Source organism: Pseudorhodoplanes sp. (genome assembly GCF_046289595.1).
GTDB lineage: Bacteria > Pseudomonadota > Alphaproteobacteria > Rhizobiales > Xanthobacteraceae > Pseudorhodoplanes.
Genome location: NZ_JBKBVB010000029.1, coordinates 15,817 through 40,661, shown reverse-complemented (window position 1 = coordinate 40,661; position 24,845 = coordinate 15,817). Strand labels below are relative to the sequence as shown.

23 protein-coding genes are annotated in these 24,845 nt (G+C 62.7%); 15 read left to right on the top strand and 8 right to left on the bottom strand.

Annotation, left to right across the window (positions count from 1 at the left end; translation table 11 throughout):
• A partial coding sequence (locus ACK41X_RS08640; RefSeq protein ID WP_409721389.1) for an MBL fold metallo-hydrolase occupies positions 1-334 on the bottom strand: 334 nt, incomplete at its 3' end.
• Between the two features lie 12 nt (positions 335-346).
• Positions 347-1,396: a YeeE/YedE thiosulfate transporter family protein gene (locus ACK41X_RS08635; RefSeq protein ID WP_409721386.1), complete on the bottom strand. Its 1,050-nt coding sequence runs from the start codon at positions 1,394-1,396 to the stop codon at positions 347-349.
• A 326-nt stretch (positions 1,397-1,722) separates the two neighbouring features.
• Here ACK41X_RS08635 and ACK41X_RS08630 point away from each other — a divergent pair, with 326 nt between their 5' ends.
• Entirely contained in the window at positions 1,723-1,935 is a 213-nt protein-coding gene (locus ACK41X_RS08630; RefSeq protein WP_409721383.1) for a hypothetical protein, read from the top strand.
• Between the two features lie 29 nt (positions 1,936-1,964).
• Here ACK41X_RS08630 and ACK41X_RS08625 read toward each other — a convergent pair whose 3' ends face one another.
• Positions 1,965-2,183: a hypothetical protein gene (locus ACK41X_RS08625; RefSeq protein WP_409721380.1), complete on the bottom strand. Its 219-nt coding sequence runs from the start codon at positions 2,181-2,183 to the stop codon at positions 1,965-1,967.
• A 109-nt stretch (positions 2,184-2,292) separates the two neighbouring features.
• On the opposite strand from ACK41X_RS08625, the gene ACK41X_RS08620 reads away from it, so the two are divergent.
• The 6 genes from ACK41X_RS08620 to ACK41X_RS08595 all read left to right on the top strand — a co-directional run bounded on the left by ACK41X_RS08620 (position 2,293) and on the right by ACK41X_RS08595 (position 8,385).
• A complete protein-coding gene (locus ACK41X_RS08620) occupies positions 2,293-2,628 on the top strand; it encodes a GYD domain-containing protein (protein ID WP_409721377.1) in 336 nt (111 codons plus the stop codon).
• A 119-nt stretch (positions 2,629-2,747) separates the two neighbouring features.
• Positions 2,748-3,794: a hypothetical protein gene (locus ACK41X_RS08615; RefSeq protein WP_409721374.1), complete on the top strand. Its 1,047-nt coding sequence runs from the start codon at positions 2,748-2,750 to the stop codon at positions 3,792-3,794.
• 74 nt (positions 3,795-3,868) lie between these two features.
• Positions 3,869-5,818 carry an acetyl-CoA carboxylase biotin carboxylase subunit gene (locus ACK41X_RS08610; protein WP_409721371.1) on the top strand — a complete coding sequence of 650 codons (1,950 nt, stop codon included), beginning with the start codon at positions 3,869-3,871 and terminating at the stop codon, positions 5,816-5,818.
• A gap of 61 nt (positions 5,819-5,879) precedes the next feature.
• Complete coding sequence (locus tag ACK41X_RS08605; RefSeq protein ID WP_409721368.1) at positions 5,880-6,317, top strand: DUF1489 family protein; 438 nt, start codon at positions 5,880-5,882, stop codon at positions 6,315-6,317.
• A gap of 113 nt (positions 6,318-6,430) precedes the next feature.
• Complete coding sequence (locus tag ACK41X_RS08600; RefSeq protein ID WP_409721365.1) at positions 6,431-7,369, top strand: dioxygenase; 939 nt, start codon at positions 6,431-6,433, stop codon at positions 7,367-7,369.
• Between the two features lie 155 nt (positions 7,370-7,524).
• Positions 7,525-8,385: a FecR domain-containing protein gene (locus tag ACK41X_RS08595; RefSeq protein WP_409721362.1), complete on the top strand. Its 861-nt coding sequence runs from the start codon at positions 7,525-7,527 to the stop codon at positions 8,383-8,385.
• Between the two features lie 57 nt (positions 8,386-8,442).
• Here ACK41X_RS08595 and panC read toward each other — a convergent pair whose 3' ends face one another.
• Entirely contained in the window at positions 8,443-9,294 is an 852-nt protein-coding gene (gene panC, locus ACK41X_RS08590; RefSeq protein ID WP_409721359.1) for a pantoate--beta-alanine ligase, read from the bottom strand.
• Between the two features lie 190 nt (positions 9,295-9,484).
• On the opposite strand from panC, the gene ACK41X_RS08585 reads away from it, so the two are divergent.
• The 3 genes from ACK41X_RS08585 to ACK41X_RS08575 all read left to right on the top strand — a co-directional run bounded on the left by ACK41X_RS08585 (position 9,485) and on the right by ACK41X_RS08575 (position 12,067).
• Complete coding sequence (locus ACK41X_RS08585) at positions 9,485-10,405, top strand: division plane positioning ATPase MipZ (RefSeq protein WP_409721356.1); 921 nt, start codon at positions 9,485-9,487, stop codon at positions 10,403-10,405.
• A 213-nt stretch (positions 10,406-10,618) separates the two neighbouring features.
• Entirely contained in the window at positions 10,619-11,350 is a 732-nt protein-coding gene (locus tag ACK41X_RS08580; protein ID WP_409721353.1) for a VWA domain-containing protein, read from the top strand.
• A gap of 18 nt (positions 11,351-11,368) precedes the next feature.
• Positions 11,369-12,067, top strand: coding sequence for a DnaJ domain-containing protein (locus ACK41X_RS08575; RefSeq protein ID WP_409721350.1), 699 nt, complete (start codon positions 11,369-11,371; stop codon positions 12,065-12,067).
• Between the two features lie 39 nt (positions 12,068-12,106).
• Here the strand turns inward: ACK41X_RS08575 and ACK41X_RS08570 are convergent, their stop codons facing one another.
• Positions 12,107-13,846, bottom strand: a complete 1,740-nt coding sequence (locus tag ACK41X_RS08570) for a serine hydrolase (protein WP_409721347.1) — start codon at positions 13,844-13,846, stop codon at positions 12,107-12,109.
• A 281-nt stretch (positions 13,847-14,127) separates the two neighbouring features.
• Between ACK41X_RS08570 and ACK41X_RS08565 the strand changes: the two genes are divergently transcribed.
• Positions 14,128-14,478: a phasin family protein gene (locus tag ACK41X_RS08565; RefSeq protein WP_409721344.1), complete on the top strand. Its 351-nt coding sequence runs from the start codon at positions 14,128-14,130 to the stop codon at positions 14,476-14,478.
• 72 nt (positions 14,479-14,550) lie between these two features.
• On the opposite strand, the gene ACK41X_RS08560 is transcribed toward ACK41X_RS08565, so the two are convergent.
• The 3 genes from ACK41X_RS08560 to ACK41X_RS08550 form a co-directional block, all read right to left on the bottom strand.
• Positions 14,551-15,780, bottom strand: coding sequence for a vWA domain-containing protein (locus ACK41X_RS08560; RefSeq protein WP_409721341.1), 1,230 nt, complete (start codon positions 15,778-15,780; stop codon positions 14,551-14,553).
• 247 nt (positions 15,781-16,027) lie between these two features.
• Complete coding sequence (locus tag ACK41X_RS08555; RefSeq protein WP_409721338.1) at positions 16,028-17,776, bottom strand: pilus assembly protein TadG-related protein; 1,749 nt, start codon at positions 17,774-17,776, stop codon at positions 16,028-16,030.
• Positions 17,777-17,972: 196 nt separating this feature from the next.
• Entirely contained in the window at positions 17,973-19,259 is a 1,287-nt protein-coding gene (locus ACK41X_RS08550) for a vWA domain-containing protein (RefSeq protein WP_409721335.1), read from the bottom strand.
• Between the two features lie 385 nt (positions 19,260-19,644).
• Here ACK41X_RS08550 and clpS point away from each other — a divergent pair, with 385 nt between their 5' ends.
• The 4 genes from clpS to ACK41X_RS08530 all read left to right on the top strand — a co-directional run bounded on the left by clpS (position 19,645) and on the right by ACK41X_RS08530 (position 24,817).
• Complete coding sequence (gene clpS / locus ACK41X_RS08545) at positions 19,645-19,980, top strand: ATP-dependent Clp protease adapter ClpS (protein ID WP_409721398.1); 336 nt, start codon at positions 19,645-19,647, stop codon at positions 19,978-19,980.
• 164 nt (positions 19,981-20,144) lie between these two features.
• The gene (clpA, locus tag ACK41X_RS08540) at positions 20,145-22,598 is read left to right on the top strand and encodes an ATP-dependent Clp protease ATP-binding subunit ClpA (RefSeq protein WP_409721332.1); all 2,454 of its coding nucleotides are present in this window, start codon (positions 20,145-20,147) and stop codon (positions 22,596-22,598) included.
• 134 nt (positions 22,599-22,732) lie between these two features.
• The gene (locus tag ACK41X_RS08535) at positions 22,733-23,185 is read left to right on the top strand and encodes a DUF6636 domain-containing protein (RefSeq protein WP_409721329.1); all 453 of its coding nucleotides are present in this window, start codon (positions 22,733-22,735) and stop codon (positions 23,183-23,185) included.
• A gap of 273 nt (positions 23,186-23,458) precedes the next feature.
• Positions 23,459-24,817, top strand: a complete 1,359-nt coding sequence (locus ACK41X_RS08530) for a gallate dioxygenase (protein WP_409721326.1) — start codon at positions 23,459-23,461, stop codon at positions 24,815-24,817.
• Positions 24,818-24,845 lie beyond the last annotated feature (28 nt).

Genomic DNA, 24,845 nt, shown 5'->3' with positions numbered 1-24,845 from the left:
CCCGGCGCGCCGGCCGGCCGTGTCGCGAGATCGGCCGCGCGTACCACTCCCGCAGGCCCGGCGGCCCGGCGATCAGCAGCGGCCGGCTTCGCTTGACGTTCAGTTGCTGGTCCAGAACAAAAAACGGAATGCCGCCGAAATGGTCGGCGTGGAAATGTGTGAGCAGGATCGCATCGATGGCGCCGCGATCCACACCGGCTTTTCGGAGCGCCACCAGCGAGCTTGCGCCGCAATCGAGCAGGAATTTCCGTTCGTCGGAGGCGACATGGATGCAGGTGTTAAAGCGGCCGCCCGATCCGAACGCGTCGCCGCAGCCGACGAATTGCACCTGCATACGGGTTTCCTGTTACTTGGTGACCTTTGCCGCGTCGGAACTTGCATCGGCGATATACATGTCATTGCGGCAGGCGACACGCATTTCCATACGAAAGATCGCGCGCATGGCGATAAGGGCGACAAAGATGCCGAGCAGAAGCGCGGCATAGGCTGGCAGCGCATGCGGCGACAATCCTGGAATGCCGTACAGGATCAACGCATCGTTGCCGCCGGGCAGGAGCGCGCAGCCGAGCCCCATCAGGATGCCGCCGAAAATGTTGCGCAGCCATGACAGCCGCGGCCGAAAGTCGGGACGGAACGAGCCGCGCTGCAGTGTCGAGACCAGCATGCCGAGCAGCACCGAAAAAAGGACAAGCCAGCGTCCGAGGGTGGGCATTGGACGCACACCGGCATGGGCCTCGATGGTTTGCTGGAAGGTCGTCGTATAACCGGCCGAACCGAATAGAAGGAGAATGATGCCGCCGGAGAGCCCCATCAGCAGCGCAGCGGTGGAGAGGCGATAGGCAGGCGAAAGGACCGCGGTTCGCAAGGTCGTTCCCGGTTCGCGGCTGCGCCACAGCCGAAAAAGCTCAAAAAGTGCCAAGGCCACAAGCAGCGTTGCAGCATAGGGCGCAAGATGCAGCAGGGCCGGGATCGGGCTCGACGTCGGCGCCGGACGGGTCAATGCCCCGCTGCCGATCAGCGCGACGAAGAGCAGGACCCCGACGATAAACCCCATGACAGTGAGCAGCATGCCGCCTTCGCCGTCCACCATGCGCGCCATCGTGGCGTAGGCGCAGGCGCCGTTGATGCCGGCGCCGATGCCGAACAGAAGGCCGCCGAACATCGCGGTGAAGGTGAGTTGCCAGCCGGTCAGCGCCGTTGCCGTCTGTGGTGCAAGCAGAAAGACCGGAACCGTGATCGCAAAGACCCAAAGCGCCGACTTAACAATGCTGCCGAACATGTAGACGGTACCGGAATGGGTGTATTCCGCGACTGCACGGACCGTGCAGATGCTGGCCCTGTGGGCCGCGAAGCCGAGGATCGCGGCAAGGATGCAGGCGATGACGAGATTCAGCATGACGCGCGCAGAATTCTTGGCCGCGAAATGTCAGGCTCCGCAGCATGTGGGGAACCTTAGCGGCCAAACCGGTGCGGGCGAAGCAACGCCTGTTTCGCCCCTCACAGCTCTTTGAAACCGCACGGCTTTCCGCTGTCGGCTATCGCCCTGAAAACGTTTCCCCGAAAACTTCGATAACTATATGATTTCAAAGGTATTTTGTTGCGCCTCCGAATAGCCAGATTTTTCCCCGGCGGCGGCGATTAGCTGCTATAATGCAACATGTTAATGAAAATTCGGAGCCGCAAAGGCGTTCCGACGCAGGTAGGGCGAACCTGTCGCGATGAATGGAGTTGAGCGTGCTGAAATCGCATAAATTCATGGTGGGCCAGACGGTCCGCTACATTGCGGGGCCCTTGAATCGCGCCAGTGCCGACGGAAGCTTCAAGATCGTGAAGCTGCTTCCGCCGGACGGTGACGAGCATCAGTACCGGATCAAGAACACCGAGGAAGCCTTTGAGCGCGTGGCAAAGGAAAGCCAGCTCGACCGCCACCAATAGCCGCGGCCACCCTCAGTCAGCAGAATCGCTCAAGCGCGATTGATGCGCGCCCGCAGGTCGGCCCAGCCTTCCTGCACGCGCAGCTTGATGCTATTCCAGTTGGTCTCGACGACGTCCCAGTTGACCATGGGCCGTGCCTGGGGCGCCGTCGGCCCGGACGCGACCGTCGAGGTCTGCATGCTGTCATGATAATAGGCGCCCGCGACAAGCAGCAGCGCACCGAGAAGCATTCCAACAATAAGCCGCATCTCTGTCTTCTCCTTCGGCGCCGCAATTCCGGCGTGAAAGGCGCCATTGTGGGACGACGAACGTGCCGGATTCGAAAAGGTTCCGGTGAATGTGCGAGAGGAATGCACCATGCCGATTTACATCACTCAGGGGCGATATACCCGAGAGGCGATCAAGGGCATGGTGATCAGCCCCGAAGATCGCTCCGATGCGGTATCGCGGATGCTTGCGAAGGTTGGTGGCAGGCTGATCGGATATTATGTGACATTCGGCGAGTACGACTTTCTCGTGATCGCGGAGGCGCCTGGCGAAACCCAGATCGCGGCGGTATTGCTCGCGGCCGCCAGCGGAGGCGGAGTCACGGGGCTCAAGACCACCCTCGCCATGACCACCATCGAGGCCAAGGGCGCCTTCGCCGCGGCGAGCGATCTGACGCCGTCCTTCCGGTCGGCCGGCGGTGTGTGAGCGGCGACACGGACCTTCCCGAAAGAGGGTTGCATTGGCTGATTTTCAGGCGTCCAATTCCACATTAACGGCATATGCAATGCAATGGCTAAGGCAATGGCTATGCCGGTCCGAACGACATGACTGAGACGATTGCCTTTCCGCTCTGGGCAGCAGCGGCGGCCGTGGCCGTGCTGGCTCTTTTCGCGATCCTGGCGGTTGCGCGTATGGGCGGCCGCCAGGCGCTCGCCATTGGCGCGGTGGCGCTGCTCTTGGTCGGCGGCGGATGGCTGGTTCTGGAGCGGATGGACGATGAAGCCGGCACCGAACAGCGCCGCGCCATCGAAGCTCGCTTTGCGGCGCTCAACGCACAGGTATCGTCGCCTGGTTCGAATCTCGCCTGCCTCGATGCGCCGGGCGGGGAGCTGGTGCATGAGGCCTGCGAACGAACCCTGTTTTCCGGTCCGGAACAGGTCGCCGCGGCACTTAACTTCGTGGCGGCCCGGATCGATCTGCTGCGCGATCTCGCCGCGCTCCCGCGGCGCGACGCTCCGGCGTATGACAGCCTGCGTGGCCCGCTGCTGCGCAGTCTGGAGGCGGACCGGTTCGGTTTCTATGCCCAGATCCTTGTCGAACGCGACCGCTGCAGCGCCGCGGATTGTTTTGCGTTCGGACTGGTTGAGCGCCGTGACCGGCTTGCTGCGAACATGGCCGAACGCGCTTATGACAAACGTGTGTCGCGGTACGCTGCGAGTTGGGCGGACAAGCCGGACGGATCTCGGGCACCAGCCCTTGCGTCTCAGCCGCAACCCGAGGGGCCTGGCGACGCTGCGCTCACGGTGCAGCCTCCGTCGCACAAGCCGGTGAATATTGATTTTCCAAGCGCGGCATCGATCCCGCCGGTCAGCATCATGTCGAACGAACCGGGCCGGACCGGGCAAAACGGCGTCGAGCCCGCGGCCCGGCCGGACCCAAAGCCAGAGCCCAAATCCGAGGCGAAACCGCAGGCCGCGCCCGCGCCGCAACAGGCTGCCTCGCCGCCCGTGCCGCCGCGCCGTCCGGCGCAAAAGGCACAGAGCGCGCCTGCAAGGTCCGCGCCTCCGGCCGCTGCCGCGCCAGCCACCGCCGATCCTTTTCCCCAGCCCGTCGGCTCGGCGCAGCAGACCACCGGCACGCAGCAGCAATAAAGGCGCGGACGGCGGGCCTTTCTTTGCCGCGCCGGCGCAGGCATCCTGCCGACCGAAAGCGCCCCGGGGGAATCATGTTCGCTTCTGTCCTGATCGCCAATCGCGGCGAGATCGCGTGCCGGATTGCGCGCACCGCGCACCGGATGGGTCTGCGCACCATCGCGGTGTATTCGGAAGCTGACGCCAACGCGCCCCATGTTCGCCTTTGCGACGAGGCGCATCTCATCGGTCCGGCCCCCGCGCGCGAGAGCTACCTCGCGATCGACACATTGCTGACGGTCGCAAAGCGGAGCAATGCGGCCTGCATCCACCCGGGTTACGGCTTTCTCTCCGAAAATGCGGACTTCGCGCAGGCCTGCGAGCAGGCAGGCATCGTGTTTGTCGGCCCGCCGCCGGCTGCAATCCGCGCCATGGGACTGAAGGATCGGGCGAAGGCGCTGATGCAGGAGGCGGGCGTGCCGGTGGTGCCCGGCTATCACGGCGACCAGCAGGACGGTTCCTTTCTCAAACGCAAGGCCTATGAGATCGGTTATCCGGTGCTGATCAAGGCGGTCGCCGGCGGCGGCGGCAAGGGCATGCGGCTCGTCGAACGCCATGCCGATTTCGATGCCGCAATCGACGCCGCGCGGCGCGAAGCGGCGTCGGCCTTCGGCGACGACCGCGTCCTGATCGAGAAATACGTCACCGCGCCGCGTCATATCGAAATCCAGATCTTCGCCGACAAGCGCGGCAATGCGATCCATCTCTTCGAGCGCGATTGCTCGCTGCAGCGCCGTCATCAGAAGGTGATCGAGGAAGCGCCTGCGCCTGGCATAACCGACGATCTGCGTGCGCGGATGGGTGCGGCAGCGGTCGCAGCGGCGAAAGCCGTCGGCTATGCCGGAGCGGGCACTGTGGAATTCATCGCCGACGGCGCGGGCGGGCTGAAGCGGGATGGCTTCTGGTTCATGGAGATGAACACGCGCCTGCAGGTCGAGCATCCGGTCACCGAAGCAATCACCGGCTTCGATCTGGTCGAATGGCAGTTCCGCATTGCTGCGGGCGAGCGTCTGCCTGTCACCAACCAGAGCGAAATTCCGCTGCGCGGACACGCGGTCGAAGCGCGGCTCTATGCCGAAGATCCCGAACGCGACTTTCTGCCCTCGACCGGCACGCTGGTCGCGTTGTCCTTTCCCGCAGGCGAGGGGCTTCGGGTCGATAGCGGGGTGGAGCAGGGCGGCGAGATTTCCCCCTATTACGATCCGATGATAGCCAAGCTGATCGCGCATGCCGGCACCCGCGAGGCGGCGCTCGATCGGCTCGCCGCTGCGCTTGATCGCACCATCGTTGCAGGACCGCGCACCAACCTCGCATTCCTGTCGGCGCTGTGCCGCTCGCCGGACTTCCGCCATGGCCGGTTCGACACCGGATATATTGCACGCCATCGCGACGAACTCGGTCTCGAGCCGGGTGGTATCGATGCAGCTGCGGCCGCGCGCGGGGCCGCGCATCTGATCGCGCGCACGCGACCCCTGCCGGCGGCCGATGCCGACACTGCGCCGTCGCCCTGGGATATTGCCGATGGCTTTCAATTGTCCGGCTCGCGCATCACCACGGTTCCGATCGTGGTGAATGGCGAGCCCGACCTTGCTGCGCTGGATTTCTCCGGCGGCGCTGCCCGTGTCACCGTGCGCGGTTTCATGCCCGATCCATCCGCCGCGCTGATCGAGACCCCAGATGCGGTCTACGTGCTGCGCGGCGGACGCCAGACCGAAGTTGCGCTTGCCGATTTCGAGGCAACCGATGCCGACCAGGGCGCGGGCGACGGGACTGTGCGCGCGCCCATGCATGGCAGGCTGCTCGCGGTGCTGGTGAGCGAAGGGGAGACAGTGACGAAAGGGCACAGGCTCGCGATCATCGAAGCGATGAAGATGGAACACGCCATCGTCGCCCCGCGCGAGGGGGTGGTCGCCGCGATTGCTGTCACCGCAGGCGCCCAGGTTGCCGAGGGCGCCCGCATCCTGGCAATCGACGCGCAGAGCTGACCTGTGGAGAGCGCAACGCGCGACCTTTGACGGCGGTGCGCCGCGGCCGTTATGGGAGAGCATGCCGCTTCATCTGATCAAGCTCTGTGTGGGCTGCGATTCCGTCGATGACCTGAAATCGTGGGTGTCCGCCCGCCTCAAGGAGAAGAAGCGGCGTGGGCAGACGCCGGAACACATTCATACCACGCGCATGGTGCCCAAGCGCATGGACGAGTTGCTGGATGGCGGGTCGCTCTACTGGGTCATCAAGGGCCAGGTGATGTGCCGCGAGCGCATCCTCGATCTGCGGCCCTTCGTCGACAAGGACGGCATTGGGCGGTGCCGCATCGTCCTGGATGGGAAGATCAAGCTGGTTGCACCGCGCCCTTATCGGGCGTTCCAGGGCTGGCGCTATCTGACCGACGCCGAGGCGCCGGCTGACCTCGACCGGACCGGACGGGGGGCGGCGACCATGCCGGAACAGATGCGTCGCGAACTCAGCGAGCTTGGATTGCTTTGAGTTTTTCCGCCTCGAATTGCTATAACGCAAACGAATAATTCCAGATCGTCCCCACCCTGAGCAGCCAGCCGCCGCCTCATGTGGTGGTGGGCGCAGCGTGCGGAGGAAACCCGATGATCATCGGCGACCAGAACGAAGTGACCGTCGCAGTTCTCAAGGCGATGGAGCAAACGCCGGACCCGCGGTTGCGCGAGCTTGTCACCCTGATGATCAAGCATCTGCACGGCTTTATCCGCGAGGCGAAGCTGAGCGAGGAGGAATTTCACCAGGCCTGCAATTTCATTGTGCGGCTCGGCCAGAAATCCGATGCCTCGCACAACGAGGTGGTGCTGATGGCCGGATCACTCGGCGTCTCGTCCTTGGTGTGCCTCCTCAATAACGGCAACAAGGGGCAGACCGAGACCTCCGCCTCGATGCTCGGTCCGTTCTGGCGCATGGACTCGCCCAAGACCGAAAATGGCGGCTCGATCGTGCGCTCGCCGACGCCCGGTCCGGCCCTGTTTGCCGAATGCAAGGTGGTGGACGGCAAGGGGGATCCAATCTCGGACGCGATCGTCGATGTCTGGCAGTCCTCGACCGAAGGCCTCTACGAAAACCAGGATCCCAACCAAGCCGACATGAATTTGCGCGGCCAGTTTCGCACCGATGCGGACGGCCGCTTCGCCTTCCGCAGCATCCTGCCTGCCGGCTATCCGATCCCGGTGGACGGCCCGGTCGGCGATTTCATCCGGGCGGTGAAGCGGCCACATAATTACCGCCCGGCGCATATTCACTTCCTGATCTACAAGCCCGGCTTCAAGACGTTGATCTCGCAAATCTATGTCAACGACGATCCGCTGCTGGAGACCGATGTCCAGTTCGGAGTCACCAAGGCGCTGATCGGGAACTATGTGCGGCACGACAACGAGACGCCGCCGGCAAGGGACGTGACCGGGCCGTGGTATTCCTTCTCCTATACCTTCGCGATGGAGCCGGGCGAGGCCAAGCTTCCGCGGCCGCCGATCTCGGGCAAGGCGGTGAAAGAAGCGCTATCTCCTGCACTTGCGAAGTGAGCGAGCGACGAGCGGCAGATCGATACCGTTCGCCGCGCGTGCTCACGAAGCCGTCACAAGTCTTTGAAGCGCCGGTTTCGACGATTGCGGTGCGGCCTTCGCTCGGGTAGCAAGCTCGTCCCGCCGCTGCGCGTTCGCGCAAAGGGCCTGCCGACGTGGTCCGACAAAAACAAATTCTGATAACGCTTGCGCTCTGCACCGCACTCGTCCTGCTTCCCGCGGCCGTTCACGGGCAGAGCGGCGGTAATCCGTTTCCGACACCGATCGGCAAGCCTCCGGCAAAGCCCGCGGCGCCTTCCGGCGGCGTAGTCGGGAGCGTTGCGACGGTTACGCCGGCGGCCAATGTCGCGCGCAGCGGCGCCGCCGCAAGCGGACTGAAGAAGGGCGACGACATCCGCAAAGGCGATCGGCTGTCGACCAATGCCAGCGGCGCGCTTGGTGTCACCTTTGACGACGAATCGACCTTCAGTCTGTCCGCCAATGCCTCGATCACCGTGGATGAGTACGTCTATCGCAAGGGCGCGCGCGGCAATGCCATCGTCAGCGTGACCCGCGGGACCGTCGGATTTGCCGCAGAGCAGGTGGCAAAGACCGGAGAAATGCGCATTACCACGCCAACCGCGATCGTCGGCGTGCGCGGTACCACCGGCGTGGTGGAGGTCGGACCGGGTGGTGCAACCAATGTCAAACTCTATGAGGACGAGAACGGTACCGTCGGCCGCATCGAAATATTCAACCGCCAGGGCCAGCGCATCGCGGAGCTTACCCAGGCAGCAACGGGTTATGCCATCCAGGTGGTAGCCCAGCAGGTCGTCGCCAATGCGCTGACGATTTCGCCGCAGCAATTGGCGCGCGACCGTAACCTGGTGCGAAATGTCTTTAATTTCAGAAATATCGGGCGTGGTATCATTAATCAGCGTCTGAACCTGCGCGATCTGCCGCGCAACATCCCCGGCGCGCCGCAACTGCCCGCGATTCCGGGACTGCCGTCGATCCCGGGCTTCCCTGGGCGGTGACGGCGAGCGAACGATGGCGCGATGCGAATAGCGCTATTCGCCTCGCGTCTTTGCTTTTCACACTCCGAGGTTGTCGATCAGCCGTGTGCGGCCGAGCCGCGCTGCAACAAGAAGCCGGATCGGCCCGTCGGCGGCGCTGACGACCGCTTCCAAAGTCTCTGCGTGGCGGCCTTCCAGATAGTCGACCTTGAAGCCGGCCTTTTCGATTGCGGCGCGACCGTCGGCGAGCACCGCCGCGATTGGCTCGCCGGCCTTGATCCGCGCTGCACTCTCCTTGAGCACGCGATAGAGCACGGGCGCGGTCACCCGCTCCTCAACTGAAAGGTAAACGTTGCGCGAGGACAGGGCGAGGCCGTCCTTCTCGCGCATGGTCGGGCAGCCGACGACCTTGACCGGCAGGTCGAGATCGCGCGCCATCCGCGTCACGACCTTGAGCTGCTGATAATCCTTCTGGCCGAATATCGCGACGTCCGGCGTCACCTGCAGGAACAGCTTGGCGACAACGGTGGCTACGCCGCCAAAGAAATGCGGACGGAAAGCGTCTTCGAGTCCGGCCAGGGCCGGCCCGCCTGGCGTGATGGCGGTGCAGAAGCCGCCGGGATACATGGCGGTTTCGGTCGGTGCCCAGATCAGATCGACTCCCAGTTTCGAGAGGGCCGCCACGTCTTGTTCGAAATTGCGGGGATAGGAGCCGAAATCCTCGTTCGGCGCGAATTGCTTCGGATTGACGAAGATCGAGACCGCAACTGCGCCAGCCCGCTTGCGTGCGTGCCGGACCAGCGAGAAATGTCCGTCATGCAGCGCACCCATGGTGGGGACCAGCGCCACGCTGTCGTGCTTCTTGCGCAATGTCGCGACCGCCTTTCGCAGTGGCGATACCGTTCTGACGATCAGGGGCTTGCGAGCCATGAACCCTCCGGGACGAAGCAGCGACACTATCCAAGTCGTCGGGCACAATCCAAGTGTCCGCGCCGAGTGATGCGTCCGGCGCGCGTTGCCGTGCGGCCACGGATTAATGATGAACGCGCCCGGCCGCAACGAATGCTTGACCGGACGCATGGTGAGAGCAGAGGATAGCAGCGGCAGGGATAATGACGTTATGTTGGTCCAAGCGGGTATTGGGCCTCGCAAGTCAGCGCACGTCGTCGTCGTCGGAAACGAGAAAGGTGGGTCGGGCAAATCCACGACCGCCATTCATGTTGCCATTGCGCTGCTGAAAGCGGGCCAGAAAGTTGCGACCATCGATCTGGACTCGCGTCAGAAGAGCCTGACGCGTTATGTGCAGAACCGCAAACTCTGGGCGCGGCGGACGGGCCTGCCGCTCGAAATTCCCCTGAACTTCTGTGTCGCGCGCGCCGAAAGCGTGCGCAATGACGAAAACGAGAATGCGGAGTTTACCGCCTTCGCCGAGACCATCGGTGCGGTCGAACACGCCTACGATTTCGTGGTGATCGATACGCCGGGGTCGGATTGCTATCTGATGCGGCTCGCTCATGCGATGGCCGATACGCTGATTACGCCGTTGAATGACAGTTTCGTCGATTTCGACGTTCTGGGTACTGTCGATCCGGAGACGTATGCGCTGACCGGCACCAGCCATTACTCGGAGATGGTTCGCGATGCCCGCCGCCAGCGGCGCAAGGTCGACCAGGAGGCGGCTGACTGGATCGTTGTGCGCAACCGGCTGTCGACGCTGGGTTCTCGCAACAAGCGGCTGCTGTCGGAGGGGCTTCGGGCCCTCGGACTGCAGCTTGGGTTTCGGGCGGCAGACGGATTCTCCGAACGCGTCGTTTATCGCGAGTTTTTTCCTCGGGGACTGACCGCGCTCGACGACATCGACGAGACAACGCTTGGAACCCGCCCGAACATGTCCCATGTGACGGCTCGCGAAGAGGTCCAGGCGCTGCTCGCCGCGCTGAGGCTCCCGATCGACGAAAAGGGCCGACGGCGGGCCGCGGCGCGCGCGGAATGGTTCAATTCGGCGCATAAGCCACTGGAAATTCAGGATCTCCTGGATTAGCGGGTTCTGGCGCCGGTCAGGGGCGAGCGTGTGCGGCGGTGGGATGCGCTGCGGTGTCGCGGTGTGCCCGACCTCCGAAGCAGAAACCCTATATACCGGAACGTCGTAGCTATAACGTGGGCGGCGGCGCTGCGGGAGCTGCGAATCGGCCCCACGGCGCCCCCGTGGCGTTCGGCGGCACCGGTCGCCCAACCGGAAGTGATGCAAGGCGCAATGAGCAAAGACAGTCCGGAGAAAAAGATCGCAAAAAAAGGCGAGGTGCAGCCCATCGCCTCCCGCGCGGAGATCGACGCCTTTCTGTCCAAGGTGCGGGAAATGGTGCCTGCCGCCCTTGGCGGCCAGCGCGGGCGGCTGGTCTTTGCGCTGGACGCCACCATGAGCCGCCAGCCGACCTGGGATTCCGCCTGTCAGCTGCAGGCTCAGATGTTCGAGGAGGCCGCCAAGATCGGCGGTCTCGACGTCCAGCTTGTTTATTTTCGCGGGCTTGCCGAATGCCGTGCCTCCGGCTGGGTGGCGCAGCCGGAGCGGCTCGGCGCGCTGATGGAGCGGATCGATTGTCGCGGCGGGCATACCCAGATCGGCCGGGTTCTACGGCATGTCCGCAAGGAATCGGAGCAGCGTAAGGTGCAGGCACTGGTCTATGTCGGCGATGCGATGGAAGAGCCCATCGACGACCTCTGCGCCGGAGCGGGTGAACTCGGCCTTCTTGGGGTTCCCGCCTTCATGTTCCAGGAGGGCGGCGATCCGATCGCCGAAAACGCCTATCGGGAAATCGCGCGGCTCAGTCGCGGCGCCTATGGCCGGTTCTCGCCGGGTGCGGCAAAGGAACTGGCCGAATTGCTGCGCGCCGCCGCGGCCTATGCGGCCGGCGGCATGAAGGCGCTGTCCGACCTCTCCGCACGACAAAGCGGGGGCGCACAGAAGCTGTTGCGACAGATGAGCTGATCCGGGGCAGACGCAATTATGGGTCCCATTATCCTAGGCGTCATCGTGCTGCTGCTTGCGGTGTGGGGCCTGCACGGTTTTACGCGTGTCGATCCCAGGGTCGCAGCGCAGGTGATGCGCACCAGCGGCGGCATTGCTGCCCTTGCGGGCGCCGCTTTTCTCGGTGCCCGTGGACAGGTTGGGCTTGCCTTGCCGCTGGGCTTTGCCGGCCTGTCGCTGCTCGGCTGGCTTCCGGGAATGGCGACGCTGTCGAAGCGGATGAACAAGAGCAGCGGTCAGGTGTCGCAGGTCCGCTCCGCATTTGTCGAAATGGAGCTCGACCACGATACCGGCGCGATGCGCGGCCGCATTCTCAAGGGCCGGATGGAAGGCGTGACGCTGGATGCGCTCGATGTGCCGGCGTTGATGTCGCTCTTGCCGGAGGTCGACGAGGAGAGCAGGGCGCTATTGATGGCGTATCTTGACCGCCGGGATCCCGCCTGGCGTGAACACGCGGATGCGGGTGCGGCAGCGGGGCCGGGTAACGTCAACAGTGGAAAAATGACGGAAGAGGAGGCTTATCAGATCCTTGGCGTTCAGCCGGGAGCGAGCGCCGCCGATATCGGACGAGCGCATCGCGCGCTGATGAAGAAACTCCATCCCGATCAGGGGGGCTCGACGTATCTCGCGGCGCGGGTCAATCAGGCCAAGGATCTTCTTCTCAAACGCCATCACTAGTCACCCCACTCGAACGCAACGCTTAAACCTCGGCCAACCTCAATTCCGTGCAGCGAAACACGCGATCTTGTTGCGCTGCAATTCCCTGCAGGCCTGTCCCGCGCTGCTTTCGGTCAATCCGGCAAAGCGCGCGCGGAAGAATCGTTTATCGCCTTTGTTGAAAATTTCGGTATACGGCTCCGCACTTTTGAGCAGACGAGCCGCTTTGCTCTGGGCCGTGGCAAGCTTCTCGCGCGCCTCATCGCGATCCTCGAAGGCGCCGACCTGAATGATCCAGCCGCTGCGCTGTGGTTTGCGCTCTGCCGGAGCGGCCGATGGCGCCAACGGCTCTCTGGCCGCGGCGGTCTGAACCGGCCGGGCAGGCACCGGAGCAGCGGCGACGGATGCGGTGAGCGTGCGCTCCGGTTGAGACTGGGCAAGATCCTGGGCGGTGAGCACGCCGAGCACACCGGGGCGAGCGCCCGGCGGCGGGGGCGGCAGCGCGTTGCTATCCACGCGCGGTTCGGGACGGGTGGCGGGGATCGCGGTTTCTGCGGCCATCGCATCGCGCATGGTCAGCGGCTCCGGGGACCAGAGCGACGTGGTTGCAGCGGTGCGGTAGATGCCCGCACGAACCGGTACCGTCTTGACCAAAGTGGGCTTGATCGGCTCGGTCGAACCTGGCGCCGGCTGATCTGTTGCGTGAGCTTCGGCAGGGCTATCGGGTTTCGCGACCGGCGTTGGAACCCGAACCGGACCCGTTGCGGCGGCAATCCGCAGCGGCTTTTCGGTCCTTGGTTGCGGCGCCGGACGTGGTTGCGGCACCGCCTGCGTGGCCGCTGTAGCCGCTGAGGGTGACGCCGGCGGCTCCGCGGCGTCTGCAACCTCGACGATTTTTGGCGCCGTACGCCGCACCGAAGCAAGCTGAACCCGGGACTCGATCAGACTGCGCATGCGGGCGTCGCGCGCGGCGGCCGAGGTGCCACCGAGCACAACGGCGACAATGCGCCGGTCGCCCCGCTGCACGGCGCTGACCAGATTGAAGCCCGACGCACGGATATAGCCGGTTTTAATGCCGTGCACGCCCGGCACGCGGCCGAGCAGCCGGTTGTGGTTCGACATCCGCACGCCGCGATAGACGAAAGTCTGGGTCGAGAAATACCGGTAATAGCGCGGGAAGCGGTCCTGGATGGCCAGACCGAGGAGCGCCTGGTCGCGTGCGGTGGTGACCTGTGCCGCGTTCGGCAGGCCGTTTGCGTTGCGGTAGACGGTTCGCGTCATGCGAAGCGCTCGGGCCTTGCGCGTCATCTGCCGGGCGAATTCCTCTTCGGACCCGGCAATATGTTCGGCGACCACCACAGCGGCATCGTTGGCCGATTTGGTGATCAACGCCTTGATGGCGTCTTCAACCATCAGCGTCTGGCCGGGACGCAAGCCAAGTTTGGTCGGTGCCTGGCTCGCTGCATGGGCCGAAACCTCCATCTGCGTGTCGAGCTTGATCCGGCCGGCTTCAAGCTGCTCGAACAGCAGATAGAGGGTCATGATCTTTGTGAGCGACGCCGGATGGCGGATCGCGTCGGCATGCGTCTGGTGCAGAACGTCGCCGGTGTTGGCGTCGACGACGATGTCGGCGTAGCGCGGATCGGCCGTCGATGTGGCAGCGACCGGCCGCTTGATGGATTTGCGCTTGCTCCGCGCGTCGGCATCGGTCGCCGACAATGAGAGAATTGCAACGGCGCAGGCCAGAATGGCGACACCGCAACGCAGCCCCAGCGAGGCTCCGGTCGATACGCGAAACATGGTCAAACCGTTCCTGCTGATTGAGGCGCGCAAAGCGCCTGAACGACTTCCCCCAAAGGCGCCACGGCCGGGCGCCGGACGCGGCCGATAATCCACGGTCAATCAAGGTAGGAGCGTGGCGTTGCTAAAAAGTTAATAAAATCCGATGGTTAATATTTCTCTTGCAATGCAACAAGCGGGCTTGATTTTTTGTGCATCGCAGCATAACTTGTGGTTTGACGGTCAAACAGACCGGACGATCAGATCAGCGGCCCCGCGGGCCGGCGCAAAGGGCAAATCAGATGAATCACTTTGATACCAAGGCTTTTGACGAGTTCCAGAAACTCGGTAAGGACAGCGTCGAGACGGGAATGACGGCATTCAGCACGCTCTCGAAGGGCATGCAGACGATCGCCGTCGAGAGCGTGGACTACACCAAGAAGACCTTCGAGGACGGCACCGCCGCACTTGAAAAGCTGCTCGGCGCCAAGTCGCTCGAGAAGGCGTTCGAGATCCAGCAAGACTATGTCAAGGGCGCCTATGAAGGCTTCGTGGCCCAGGCGACCAAGATGGGCGAACTGTATGTCGATCTCGCCAAGCAGGCTTACAAGCCCTACGAGGGCTATCTCGCCAAGATGACGCCCGGCAAGTAAGACGGCGCAAAACGCATGAATGAGAAAGCCCGGCGGTGACGCCGGGCTTTGTTGTTGCGGCGTACACCTTTGCTATTTCGCGACGCGCAGATTGGCGAGATTCTGGGCGATGGTGGAGAAGACGGCGCTCAGCTGCGCGGCGTTCTGCACGTCGTAATACATGCTCGGCAAGGTTGCGCATTGCTGCAACAGCGAAGCGTTGCCGTTGATGACCCTTACCGTATAGAGCTTGATATTGGCGGCCTTGGCGTTGGCACAGGCGAGCTTGGTGCGGTTGTCGATTGCCGTCTGACTTGTGGACCAGCGGTTCTGCGTGTTGTCGCCGTCGGTTAGAAGGATAATCACTTTGTCGAGGTCGTTCTGGGGCGCGGCCGCATGAAACGGTGCGACCGGCGAAAGCATCTGGAATGCGACTTGCAAGCCGATCGTCACATTGGTGTTGCCGGTCGGGATCATGGAATCGACCTTGGCATTGAGCGCCGCCCAGTCGTTCGTCAATGTGAGCATGGAGGCCGGGCAATTCTTCGCCTGGTTAGCCGAATAAAGCGTCGATTTGACCGACGCCGAGGTCGCGGTGTTGTTGACGTCGTTGCTCTGATCGCGATCCCAGACGCAGCCGTTCCAGGTGCTTTTGTTGGCCACCGTCCAGACCCGTTTGGCGCTTTCGCAGGCCGCCTTCGTCTTGTAGGTGGTGGTGCTGCAGGTGCCGTTGGCGTTCTCCCATTCGTCCCAGCGGATCCAGGTCGCGTTGACATTGCCGGTCCCGACATTGACGTCGGTTGCGAATGGCACGATGCCGATCTTGACGTCATCCGGTTTCTTGGCCGCGTTCTGCAGGGTCTTGAGCAAGTCCTTGGCGGCGAGTTTGAGCTCCGCCATCTTGTTCGCCGACGACATCGAGCCGGTATTGTCGAGCGCCAGGACCAGCTCCAGCCGCTTCATTCCCCAGACGATCTGGGCGCTGGTGCCGATATCCATCTCCGGCTGCCAGATTGCGGCGACGGTGGTGTCGAGCTTTCCGGTCGCCGAGAGTTGCAGCTGGAAGCTGCCGGGCTGAGGGCTCGAAAATGCCGTGAGCAGCTTCAGGTCCTTGACCTCGGGCCGGTTGAAATTCGCCTGGAAAACCGCGAGCGCCTTGGCTTCGAGCTGATCCTGGGTGAGGGACTGCGCGTCCTTCGACAGGATCAGCCCCGTCGCATCGAGCGCCGCCTGCAAGGCCGTGCGGGCGGAATTGGCGCGGCTATAGTCGACGGCAGCCGCCACGCCGCCGATCAGCGGGATCAGCGCCAGCGCAAAGATCATGCTGACATTGCCGCGCCGGCACCCGCGCAACGACGCGATCCGGCTGGAAACGGCTACAGGGAGAATTCTGGAAGACATGACGCGACCCGATCGTTTGCCAATACCGGGTGTAAACGCGCCGTCTGAAAGCCCTGTAAAATGCAATCAAAAAAACTGGTTACAATCCGTAAACGAAGCCGCTCGAAATGCGCCGGATGCAATACGGCCGGGCTAACGATGTGGCCCGGCCGTATTGCAGTTTCGCGGATTACTTCACGATGCGCAGCTGCGACAGTTCGGTTCCGATCTGCTTGAACACATCGATAAGGCCGGAACCGCTCGTCACCATCCAGAATTTGTCCGGCGAGCTGGCGCAGCTTTGCAGCAGCGTCGACATCGGGTCATTGTCGGTATTGACATGGACCGCGTAGATCGTGATGCCTGCCGCCTTGACGTTCTTGCAGGTGCCGGCGCCGCCAGCACTCGCGTCATACATGCGCTTGTCGACGTTGGTATTGGTCGCTGAACCGTTGCCGTACCAGCGGTCGAGCGTGTTGAGGCCGTCCGACATCAGCACGATAGCCTCCTTGTACTCATAGGTCGGGTCCTTTGCGGGAGGTGTGGGGAAGGGGCCGCCGCCGACCAGCGACTGCCAGCCCCAGACCAGCCCGATCGGCTGGTTGGTGGCGCCGTCCGGGTAAAGATTGTCGATCGTGGACTTCATCCCGCTCCAGTTTGAGTTAAGCGCGGTGACCTGCGGCGAGCAATAGAAGTCCTGCTGGGCCGGCCAATAGGAGGCGCTGATCCCGGTGCTGGGCAACGTGACCTTGCGGTCATAGTCGTCGCTCGGTCCGCTCGATGTGCCACGGTCGGTCACGCATCCCGTCCAGGTGCTGCGCGGCGGCGTCGCGTAGGGCACGCTGCCGTTCATCTTGAGCGCAGGCGTATAGGTGGCATTGACGTTCGTCGGCCGCCAGGTGTGTTCGACATAATTGCCTTTGGTCTGACACGTCTTGCTTGCACCGCTGCCCGTGCAGGAGCAGATGTTCGTGTTGGTCGTGGTGCAGGCGCAATTGCTGCCGACGCATTTGGTCCACGTATTGTAGCAGCCGTTGTAGATGATCCCGATCTGGGTGGAGATTTTGTTACCGCCGTCCCGGCCGGGGCAGATCAGGCCGCTATAGTTGCCGCTGGAGGCGATAGTATTGACGTTCGACGTCCCCTGGGGCTGGGACACACACCGGAAGCCAAAGCCGTTGGTGTTGGTGCCGAACGGACAATTCGATCCCTCCTTCGCATTATACCAGGTATTGTCAGCGGGCTTCTGAGACGTCTTCATGATCGGCGGCTCGCCTTCCCATTCGGTCCAGTCGATCCAGTTGGCATTGTAATTGCCAGAGCCGACATTGACGTTCTTGCTGAAGGGGACGATCGAGACCAGGACGTCGCCGGGATTGGTGGCGGCGTTCTGCAGCTGGTCGATCATGTTCTTGGCGGCGGTCTTCAGCGCCGTCATCTTCCCGGCCGAATTCATCGAGCCGGTGGTGTCGAGGACGAGCGCGACCCGCAGCCTTGTATTGCCCCACTTGATCGTCGAGTCGGTGCCGACCTCCATCTCCGTCACGCCAAGGATACCCGCGATCGTCGTCGCGATCTTGGCCTTGGCCTTGATGTGGATCTGCCCGCCGCTATCGACCGTGAAGGTTGGCGTTACCGTCAGATCGTGCAGGTCGGTCCGGTTGAGATTTGCCTTCACGTAATCGACGGCTTTCTGGTTAAACTGTTCTTCGCTGAGCGATGTCACCTCGCGCGAGAGCGCGAGGGCTGCGGCATCGACGGCGACCTGAAGCGATGTCTTTGCGGAATTGCCGCGGCTGTAGTCCACCGCGGCGCCGATCGCGCCGATCAGCGGGATCGTCGCCAGCGCAAAAATCGTCGCGATATTGCCGCTGTTATCGGTGCGGAAACCGGCGGCACGTTGGCGCAGCAACCTCAGCACGTCGATGATATTGATCATGGCGTTTCTATCCAGCACACGAGGACGTGCGTCACGGTGCGGCAATTACCGTCAAGTCGCGGTAAATTTGCTGCTGCGGATTTCAGGGTTTTTCGCTTTTGCGGTGCCGGATTTTCAAACAATCTGAAGACTTGCCGAATCCGCGGTTCGGGATCCCGCTGGTCCGGTTCACGGTCCGTTAACCCAGAGCCGGCGGCTATTTGGCGATCCGCAGATTGGCGAGGTTCTGGGCGATGGCGGAGAACACGGCGTTCAGCTGCGCGGCGTTCTGCACATCGTAGAACCAATCCGGTTTGGTCGCGCAGTTGCGCAACAGCGTTGCATTGCCGCTGATAACGCGCACGGTGTAGACTTTCACGTTATCCGCCTTGGCGTTCTCGCAGACCTTCGCGGTCCGCGCGTCGATCGATGTCCTGGACGTCGTGAAACGGTTCTGCGTGTTCTCGCCGTCGGTCAGGAGCACGATGACCTTGTCGAGATCGGGCTCCGGACTCGGCGCGTTCATCGGCACGACGGGAGACAAGGTCTGCCAGGCCCATGCCATGCCGATGGTGACATTGGTGTTGCCAGTCGGGATCATGGCGTCGACCTTGGCATGGAGGGCGCCCCAGTCATTGGTCAGCGGCAGGATCGACGCCGGGCAATTGGTTGCCTGGTTGGCGCGGAACCGTGTCGCCTGGCCGCCATTGGCCGCCGTGTTCTGGACATCGAAATTCTGGTCCCGGTCCCAGACGCAGCCATTCCAGGTATCCCTGGACGCGGTCGTCCAAACCCGTCCGGCACTTTGGCAGGAAGTCTTGGTCTTGTAGCTGGAATTTGAGCAGACGCCGTTGACGTTCTCCCATTGCTCCCAGTCGATCCAGGGTTCGTCTTTGTAGATGGTGCCGACATTGACGTCCGTGGCAAAGGGGATGATCGAGACCTTGACGTCGTCAGGCTTTTTCGCCGCCGCCTGAAGGGTGTCGAGCAGATTATGTGCCGCGGTCTTGAGCGCCGCCATCTTGCCGCTGGAGCTCATTGATCCGGTGTTGTCCAGCGCGAGCGCCAGATTGAGCCGCTTGATCCCCCAAAGGATTTCGGACGTGGCCGAGACGGTCAGTTCGGAGGTTCCGATCAGGCTTGCAAACCGGGTCGGGACCGTTGCGGTTCCGGTCAGCTTCAGCGCGAAGCTGCCTTGCTGGGGCGCGGTGAATTCATGGGTCAGCGTCACATTGTGTGCTTCCGGCCGGTTGAACTGCGCCATGAATAAAGAGTTGGCCGAGGCGGTGAGTTCGGCGGGCGTCAGGGTGTTCGCGCTTTTCGACAGCATCAGTCCGGTCGAATCCAGCGCCGCCTGGATGGCGACCTTGGTCGCATTGGCTCTTGCATAGTCGATCGCGGCGCCGGTGAAGCCCATCAGCGGGATCAGGGCAAGGGCGAGGAACGGCCCGGTTCCACCGTGGCGATTCTCGACAAAGCGCTGAAAAAGAGATGTACGCGACATCCGGGGCAGGCTCCGAAACGGCCGGATTGGTTGACCGGACGTCACTATCGCGACGCAGCCCTTGAGAATCGGTGCCATGATTTGCGGTGATTTCGGGCTTTTTTGCCGCGAATTGTCCGTATTTCGCCGGATCATGACGATGTGCGGCGATTGCAGCTGCAGTTGCGGCTTGGCGTGCAAGTGGCTAGGCGGACTTGCGTTTTCGTGGGGTGCCCGATGTGGCGCCGGTCTGGCACAGCGCTTGCTCAGATATTATTATTGGTCAGGGTCGGTTGCTGCGGCCCGGCCTTACGATGCCCCAAAGTGTTTGCGAATGCCCGAATGCGCCATGTCTTCCTTCCGTTTCGGCCCGATGACCGGCCGGCTGCTGCGGCCTGAGCCGCGAATGGCCGACGACGACCGCAAAAAGCGTCCGGATTCGACCGGTCCCGGTACCGCCGTCATCACCAAAACGCGGCCGCAGACCAAGCGTCCCAGCATGTACCGGGTGCTGCTGCTCAACGACGACTACACGCCGATGGAATTCGTCGTTCACGTGCTCGAACGGTTCTTCAACAAGGACCGGGAAGCCGCGACACAGATCATGCTCCATGTTCATCACCACGGCATCGGGGAATGCGGCATCTACACCTACGAGGTTGCCGAAACAAAAGTGACGCAGGTGATGGACTTTGCGCGCAAACACCACCATCCTTTGCAATGCGTGATGGAGAAGAAGTAGACTTGTTCAAATGCGTCAGCGTGCCGACATGGTTGGAGTTGACGACGTCAGTTGAGGGGACACTCGGCCGGGGGCGGCCAAAATAACGGGGCGATCTCGAACGGAGCCATTCTGAAAAGGGGGCTCTTGCGGAAGACGGTCCGGGGACCTTTTAGGAACATCGAATGCCAAGTTTCTCGCGCAGCCTCGAACAATCGCTTCATCGGGCGCTCGCGCTCGCCAATGAACGCCACCACGAATACGCTACGCTCGAGCACCTGCTGCTCGCGCTCTTGGACGATTCCGACGCCGCCGCCGTGATGCGGGCCTGCAATGTCGATCTCGACAAGCTGCGCCGCTCGCTCACCGCCTATCTGGAGGCCGAACTCGAAAACCTCGTGACGGACGGGGGCGAGGATTCCAAGCCCACCGCCGGATTCCAGCGGGTGATCCAGCGTGCGGTGATCCACGTCCAGTCCTCCGGCCGCGAAGAAGTAACCGGCGCCAATGTGCTGGTCGCAATTTTTGCCGAACGCGAGAGCCACGCCGCCTATTTCCTGCAGGAGCAGGACATGACGCGGTATGATGCGGTCAATTACATCAGCCACGGCATCGCCAAGCGCCCGGGTCTCACGGAATCGCGTCCGGTGCGCGGCGCCGACGAGGACACCGATTCCAAGAGCAGCGACGAGCCGAAAAAGAAGGGCGATGCGCTCGACGCCTATTGCGTCAACCTCAACAAGAAAGCCAAGGAAGGCAAGATCGATCCGCTGATCGGCCGGGATTCCGAAATCAGCCGCACCATCCAGGTGCTATGCCGGCGGCAGAAGAACAATCCGCTTCTGGTGGGCGACGCCGGTGTCGGCAAGACCGCGATCGCCGAAGGGCTGGCGCGCCGCATCGTCCATGGCGAGGTTCCTGACGTTCTGAAGAACGCCACCGTGTTCTCGCTCGATATGGGTACGCTGCTGGCTGGAACCCGCTACCGCGGCGATTTCGAGGAGCGTCTCAAGCAGGTGATCAAGGAGATCGAGGCGACCCCGCACGCGATCATGTTCATCGACGAAATCCATACCGTGATCGGCGCCGGCGCCACCTCGGGCGGGGCTATGGACGCGTCAAACCTGCTCAAGCCGGCGCTCGCCTCGGGTACAATCCGCTGCATCGGCTCGACCACCTATAAGGAATACCGGCAATATTTCGAGAAGGACCGCGCGCTGGTCCGCCGCTTCCAGAAGATCGACGTCAACGAACCGTCGGTGCCGGATGCGATCGAGATCCTGAAAGGGCTGAAGCCGTATTTCGAGGAATACCACAAGCTCAAATACACCAACGAGGCGATCAAGGCGGCGGTAGAGCTGTCGGCGCGCTACATCCACGACCGCAAATTGCCGGACAAGGCGATCGATGTGATCGACGAGTCCGGCGCGGCGCAGATGCTGCTGCCGGATTCCCGCCGTAAGAAGACCATCGGCCTCAAGGAGGTAGAGACCACCATTGCGACGATGGCCCGGATACCGCCAAAGACCGTCTCCAAGGACGACGCCGAGGTGCTGCAGCATCTCGAACAGACCCTGAAGACCGTGGTCTATGGCCAGGACAAGGCGGTGGAATCGCTCGCCGCTTCGATCAAGCTCGCGCGCGCCGGGCTGCGCGAGCCGGAAAAGCCGATCGGCTGCTACCTGTTCTCGGGGCCGACCGGCGTCGGCAAGACCGAGGTCGCAAAGCAACTGGCTACTTCGCTCGGCGTGGAGCTGATCCGTTTCGACATGTCGGAATATATGGAGCGCCACACGGTGTCCCGGCTGATCGGTGCGCCCCCCGGCTATGTCGGCTTCGACCAGGGCGGGCTTCTGACCGACAGCGTCGATCAGCACCCGCATTGCGTGCTGCTGCTTGATGAAATCGAGAAGGCGCACCCTGATCTGTTCAACGTGCTGTTACAGATCATGGATCACGGCAAGCTGACCGATCACAACGGCAAGCAGGTCGATTTCCGCAACGTCATCCTGATCATGACCACGAATGCCGGCGCCGCCGATCTCGCAAAAGGCACCTACGGCTTCACTCGCAACAAGCGGGAGGGCGACGACATTGAGGCGATCAACAAGCTGTTCGCGCCGGAATTCCGCAACCGGCTCGACGCAGTGATCCCGTTCGGTCATCTGTCGCAGGAGATCATCGCCAAGGTGGTCGAGAAGTTCGTGCTGCAGCTCGAAGCCCAGCTTGCCGACCGCAACGTCACGATCGAATTGTCGGACGAGGCCTCGCGCTGGCTGATCGCGAACGGCTATGACGAACTCATGGGCGCGCGGCCGATGGCGCGCGTCATTCAGGAGAACATCAAGAAGCCGCTGGCCGACGAGGTGCTCTTCGGCAAACTCAAGAATGGCGGTCATGTGAAAGTCGTGGTGACCGACAACGAGGAAGGGCGCGATGCTCTCGGCTTCGAGTATCTCGACGGCCCGGTCACGCCGAAGCCGGAAAAGTTGCCGGCCGCGCGCGTCAAGGCCAAACGCAAGCCGCCGCAGCGAAAACCCAAGCCACCGTCATCCGGCGGCGGTGGCGGCAAGGGCGGGCCGGGCGGTTCCGATCCTTCCGGCCGCGGCTCGGTACCGAAGGTGCCGCTGAAGGCATGATCCGCAAGGACGCGCCCGGTCAAGCCGGGCGCCTCCATATTGGCGGGCCGCGCCGCCGTTGCACTGAGTAAATTCGGGCTCGGATGATGACATTGGGATGGCGCGCGCGTTTTGGTCGATCGGCGTTGGCAGCCATGTCCATCGTCATGGCGATTGCTTGGATCGCCCCGGCCGCGCAGGCGCAGAGGAGGACGCTGGATGCCGGCTTTCGCACCCCGTCCGGGAATATTCACTGCCGGTATTTCGACTTCGACGCAACATTGCGTTGCGACCTGAAGCGGATCGTCAACCGGCCGCTGCCGCGTCCCAAAAGCTGTGATGGAGAGTTCGGTCGAGCCTTCGAGGTGTTCGCGGGAAAGAACGAGACGGGACCGATCTGCCACGGCGACACCGTGTTGGACGACCAGTTGCCGGTTCTCGATTACGGCGCGCGCTGGCAGCGTGGCGACTTCAGCTGCCAATCGGAACGCACCGGCATTTTGTGCGTGAATTCTGTCGGTGCCGGCTTCAAATTGTCGCGGAGCTCCCAGACCGTTCTGCGCGGCAAATCCGGTGGTGCCAAATCGGCTGGAGGCAGGGTCGACTAGGGCGGGTTACCAGTCCGCGAAGAAAACGCGGCAATGCGAGATCGATCGTGCAAATCGAGACGGTGCTGCGCCAGGCTGTAGCGCAAGATCGCGTCTGCAGTTTTCGTGTGGAAAGCCCAGAATATACCCAGCTTAAATGCTCATCCGCGCGTTCCTCCGGCAGCATCGCCTGACGATCATGCTATTCCGGCGCCTCTTGGCACCTTTGCGCCAGATCAATGTTGTGGGCAGGGGAGCCCCGCAGCGTGTCCCGGACAACTTCGGAGACGCAGCATGGCCAGGATCATCGGCGCGATCGCCACTTCGCACACCCCAACCATCGGGTTCGCCTACGACCGCAACAAGGGGGACGATCCGGTCTGGGCGCCGATTTTCGAGGCCTTCAAGCCGATCCAGCGCTGGATCGCCGAGAAAAAGCCCGACGTTCTCTTCATCATCTATAACGACCACGTCACCTCGTTCTTTTTCGATCACTATTCGGCCTTCGCGCTCGGCATCGACGACCGTTACGCGGTCGCGGACGAAGGTGGAGGGGCGCGTGCGCTGCCGCCGGCGAAAGGGCATGCGGCGCTGTCGCATCACATTGGCGCGTCGCTGATGGCCGACGAATTCGACATGTCGTTCTTTCAGGACCGCGCGCTGGACCATGGCTGCTTCTCGCCGCTGTCAATGATGTGTCCGCACGAGCCGGACTGGCCGGTCGAGATCGTGCCGCTGCAGGTCGGCGTGCTGCAATTTCCAATTCCCTCGGCATTGCGCTGCTGGAAGCTCGGGCAGTCGTTGCGCCGCGCCATCGAGAGCTATCCGGAAGACCTGAAGGTGGCGATCGTCGCGACCGGCGGACTGTCGCATCAGGTCCATGGCGAACGCGCCGGCTTCAACAACACCGCCTGGGACGCGCAGTTTCTCGAACTGATCGAGAAGGATCCGGTCAAGCTGACGCAAATGACCATCGCCGATTATGCGCGGCTCGGCGGCGTCGAAGGCGCGGAAGTGATCATGTGGCTGATCATGCGCGGGGCGCTGTCGGCCAACATCCGCAAGGTGCATCAGACCTATTATCTGCCGACCATGACCGGGCTCGCAACCGCGATCTACGAGAACGAGGCGAGCGAAACACTCGCCGATACCGATGCCCGCTACCTGGCTCATGTCAACGAGCAGCTTGCCGGCGCGGAAAGCTTGCCGGGAACTTATCCCTTCGACCATGCGCGCAGCCGGAAGGCCTATCGCATCAACAAGTTCCTGCATCGGCTGGTGGAGCCGGCCCATCGCGCGTTGTTCCTTGCCGACCCTGAGCAGGCTTTCGCGCAATCGAACCTGAGCGATGAGGAGCGCGAACTGATCCGCACGCGTGACTGGCGCGGCATGATCCATTACGGCGTAATCTTCTTCATGCTGGAAAAACTCGCGGCCGTTATCGGCCTGTCGAACCTTCATGTCTATGCCGCCATGCGTGGCCAGACGCTGGACGAATTCATGCAGACGCGGAACGCGCCCGGTGCGCTCTACTCGGTTGCAGGCAAGGAGCAGCAGAGCTTTGCCTGGGACAGGCCGGCCAGCGAAGACAAGGGGCATGACCAGAAAATGTGTCACGACGTGGCGCGCAACAAGACGAAGGCGCGCGCCTGAAAGAAGACGTCACGGTTCCTTTTTGGAA

What these genes read in the sequence shown, in the direction of transcription:
- clpA (WP_409721332.1), top strand. Translation starts at nt 20,145, where the DNA reads ATGCCAAGTTTCTCGCGCAGCCTCGAACAATCGCTTCATCGGGCGCTC.
- ACK41X_RS08570 (WP_409721347.1), bottom strand. Translation starts at nt 13,846, where the DNA reads ATGTTTCGCGTATCGACCGGAGCCTCGCTGGGGCTGCGTTGCGGTGTC.
- ACK41X_RS08575 (WP_409721350.1), top strand. Translation starts at nt 11,369, where the DNA reads ATGGGTCCCATTATCCTAGGCGTCATCGTGCTGCTGCTTGCGGTGTGG.
- ACK41X_RS08630 (WP_409721383.1), top strand. Translation starts at nt 1,723, where the DNA reads ATGGAGTTGAGCGTGCTGAAATCGCATAAATTCATGGTGGGCCAGACG.
- ACK41X_RS08585 (WP_409721356.1), top strand. Translation starts at nt 9,485, where the DNA reads ATGTTGGTCCAAGCGGGTATTGGGCCTCGCAAGTCAGCGCACGTCGTC.
- ACK41X_RS08565 (WP_409721344.1), top strand. Translation starts at nt 14,128, where the DNA reads ATGAATCACTTTGATACCAAGGCTTTTGACGAGTTCCAGAAACTCGGT.
- ACK41X_RS08550 (WP_409721335.1), bottom strand. Translation starts at nt 19,259, where the DNA reads ATGTCGCGTACATCTCTTTTTCAGCGCTTTGTCGAGAATCGCCACGGT.
- ACK41X_RS08610 (WP_409721371.1), top strand. Translation starts at nt 3,869, where the DNA reads ATGTTCGCTTCTGTCCTGATCGCCAATCGCGGCGAGATCGCGTGCCGG.
- ACK41X_RS08605 (WP_409721368.1), top strand. Translation starts at nt 5,880, where the DNA reads ATGCCGCTTCATCTGATCAAGCTCTGTGTGGGCTGCGATTCCGTCGAT.
- ACK41X_RS08625 (WP_409721380.1), bottom strand. Translation starts at nt 2,183, where the DNA reads ATGCGGCTTATTGTTGGAATGCTTCTCGGTGCGCTGCTGCTTGTCGCG.
- ACK41X_RS08530 (WP_409721326.1), top strand. Translation starts at nt 23,459, where the DNA reads ATGGCCAGGATCATCGGCGCGATCGCCACTTCGCACACCCCAACCATC.
- ACK41X_RS08580 (WP_409721353.1), top strand. Translation starts at nt 10,619, where the DNA reads ATGAGCAAAGACAGTCCGGAGAAAAAGATCGCAAAAAAAGGCGAGGTG.
- ACK41X_RS08635 (WP_409721386.1), bottom strand. Translation starts at nt 1,396, where the DNA reads ATGCTGAATCTCGTCATCGCCTGCATCCTTGCCGCGATCCTCGGCTTC.
- ACK41X_RS08535 (WP_409721329.1), top strand. Translation starts at nt 22,733, where the DNA reads ATGTCCATCGTCATGGCGATTGCTTGGATCGCCCCGGCCGCGCAGGCG.
- ACK41X_RS08555 (WP_409721338.1), bottom strand. Translation starts at nt 17,776, where the DNA reads ATGATCAATATCATCGACGTGCTGAGGTTGCTGCGCCAACGTGCCGCC.
- clpS (WP_409721398.1), top strand. Translation starts at nt 19,645, where the DNA reads ATGGCCGACGACGACCGCAAAAAGCGTCCGGATTCGACCGGTCCCGGT.
- ACK41X_RS08615 (WP_409721374.1), top strand. Translation starts at nt 2,748, where the DNA reads ATGACTGAGACGATTGCCTTTCCGCTCTGGGCAGCAGCGGCGGCCGTG.
- ACK41X_RS08620 (WP_409721377.1), top strand. Translation starts at nt 2,293, where the DNA reads ATGCCGATTTACATCACTCAGGGGCGATATACCCGAGAGGCGATCAAG.
- ACK41X_RS08600 (WP_409721365.1), top strand. Translation starts at nt 6,431, where the DNA reads ATGATCATCGGCGACCAGAACGAAGTGACCGTCGCAGTTCTCAAGGCG.
- ACK41X_RS08560 (WP_409721341.1), bottom strand. Translation starts at nt 15,780, where the DNA reads ATGATCTTTGCGCTGGCGCTGATCCCGCTGATCGGCGGCGTGGCGGCT.
- panC (WP_409721359.1), bottom strand. Translation starts at nt 9,294, where the DNA reads ATGGCTCGCAAGCCCCTGATCGTCAGAACGGTATCGCCACTGCGAAAG.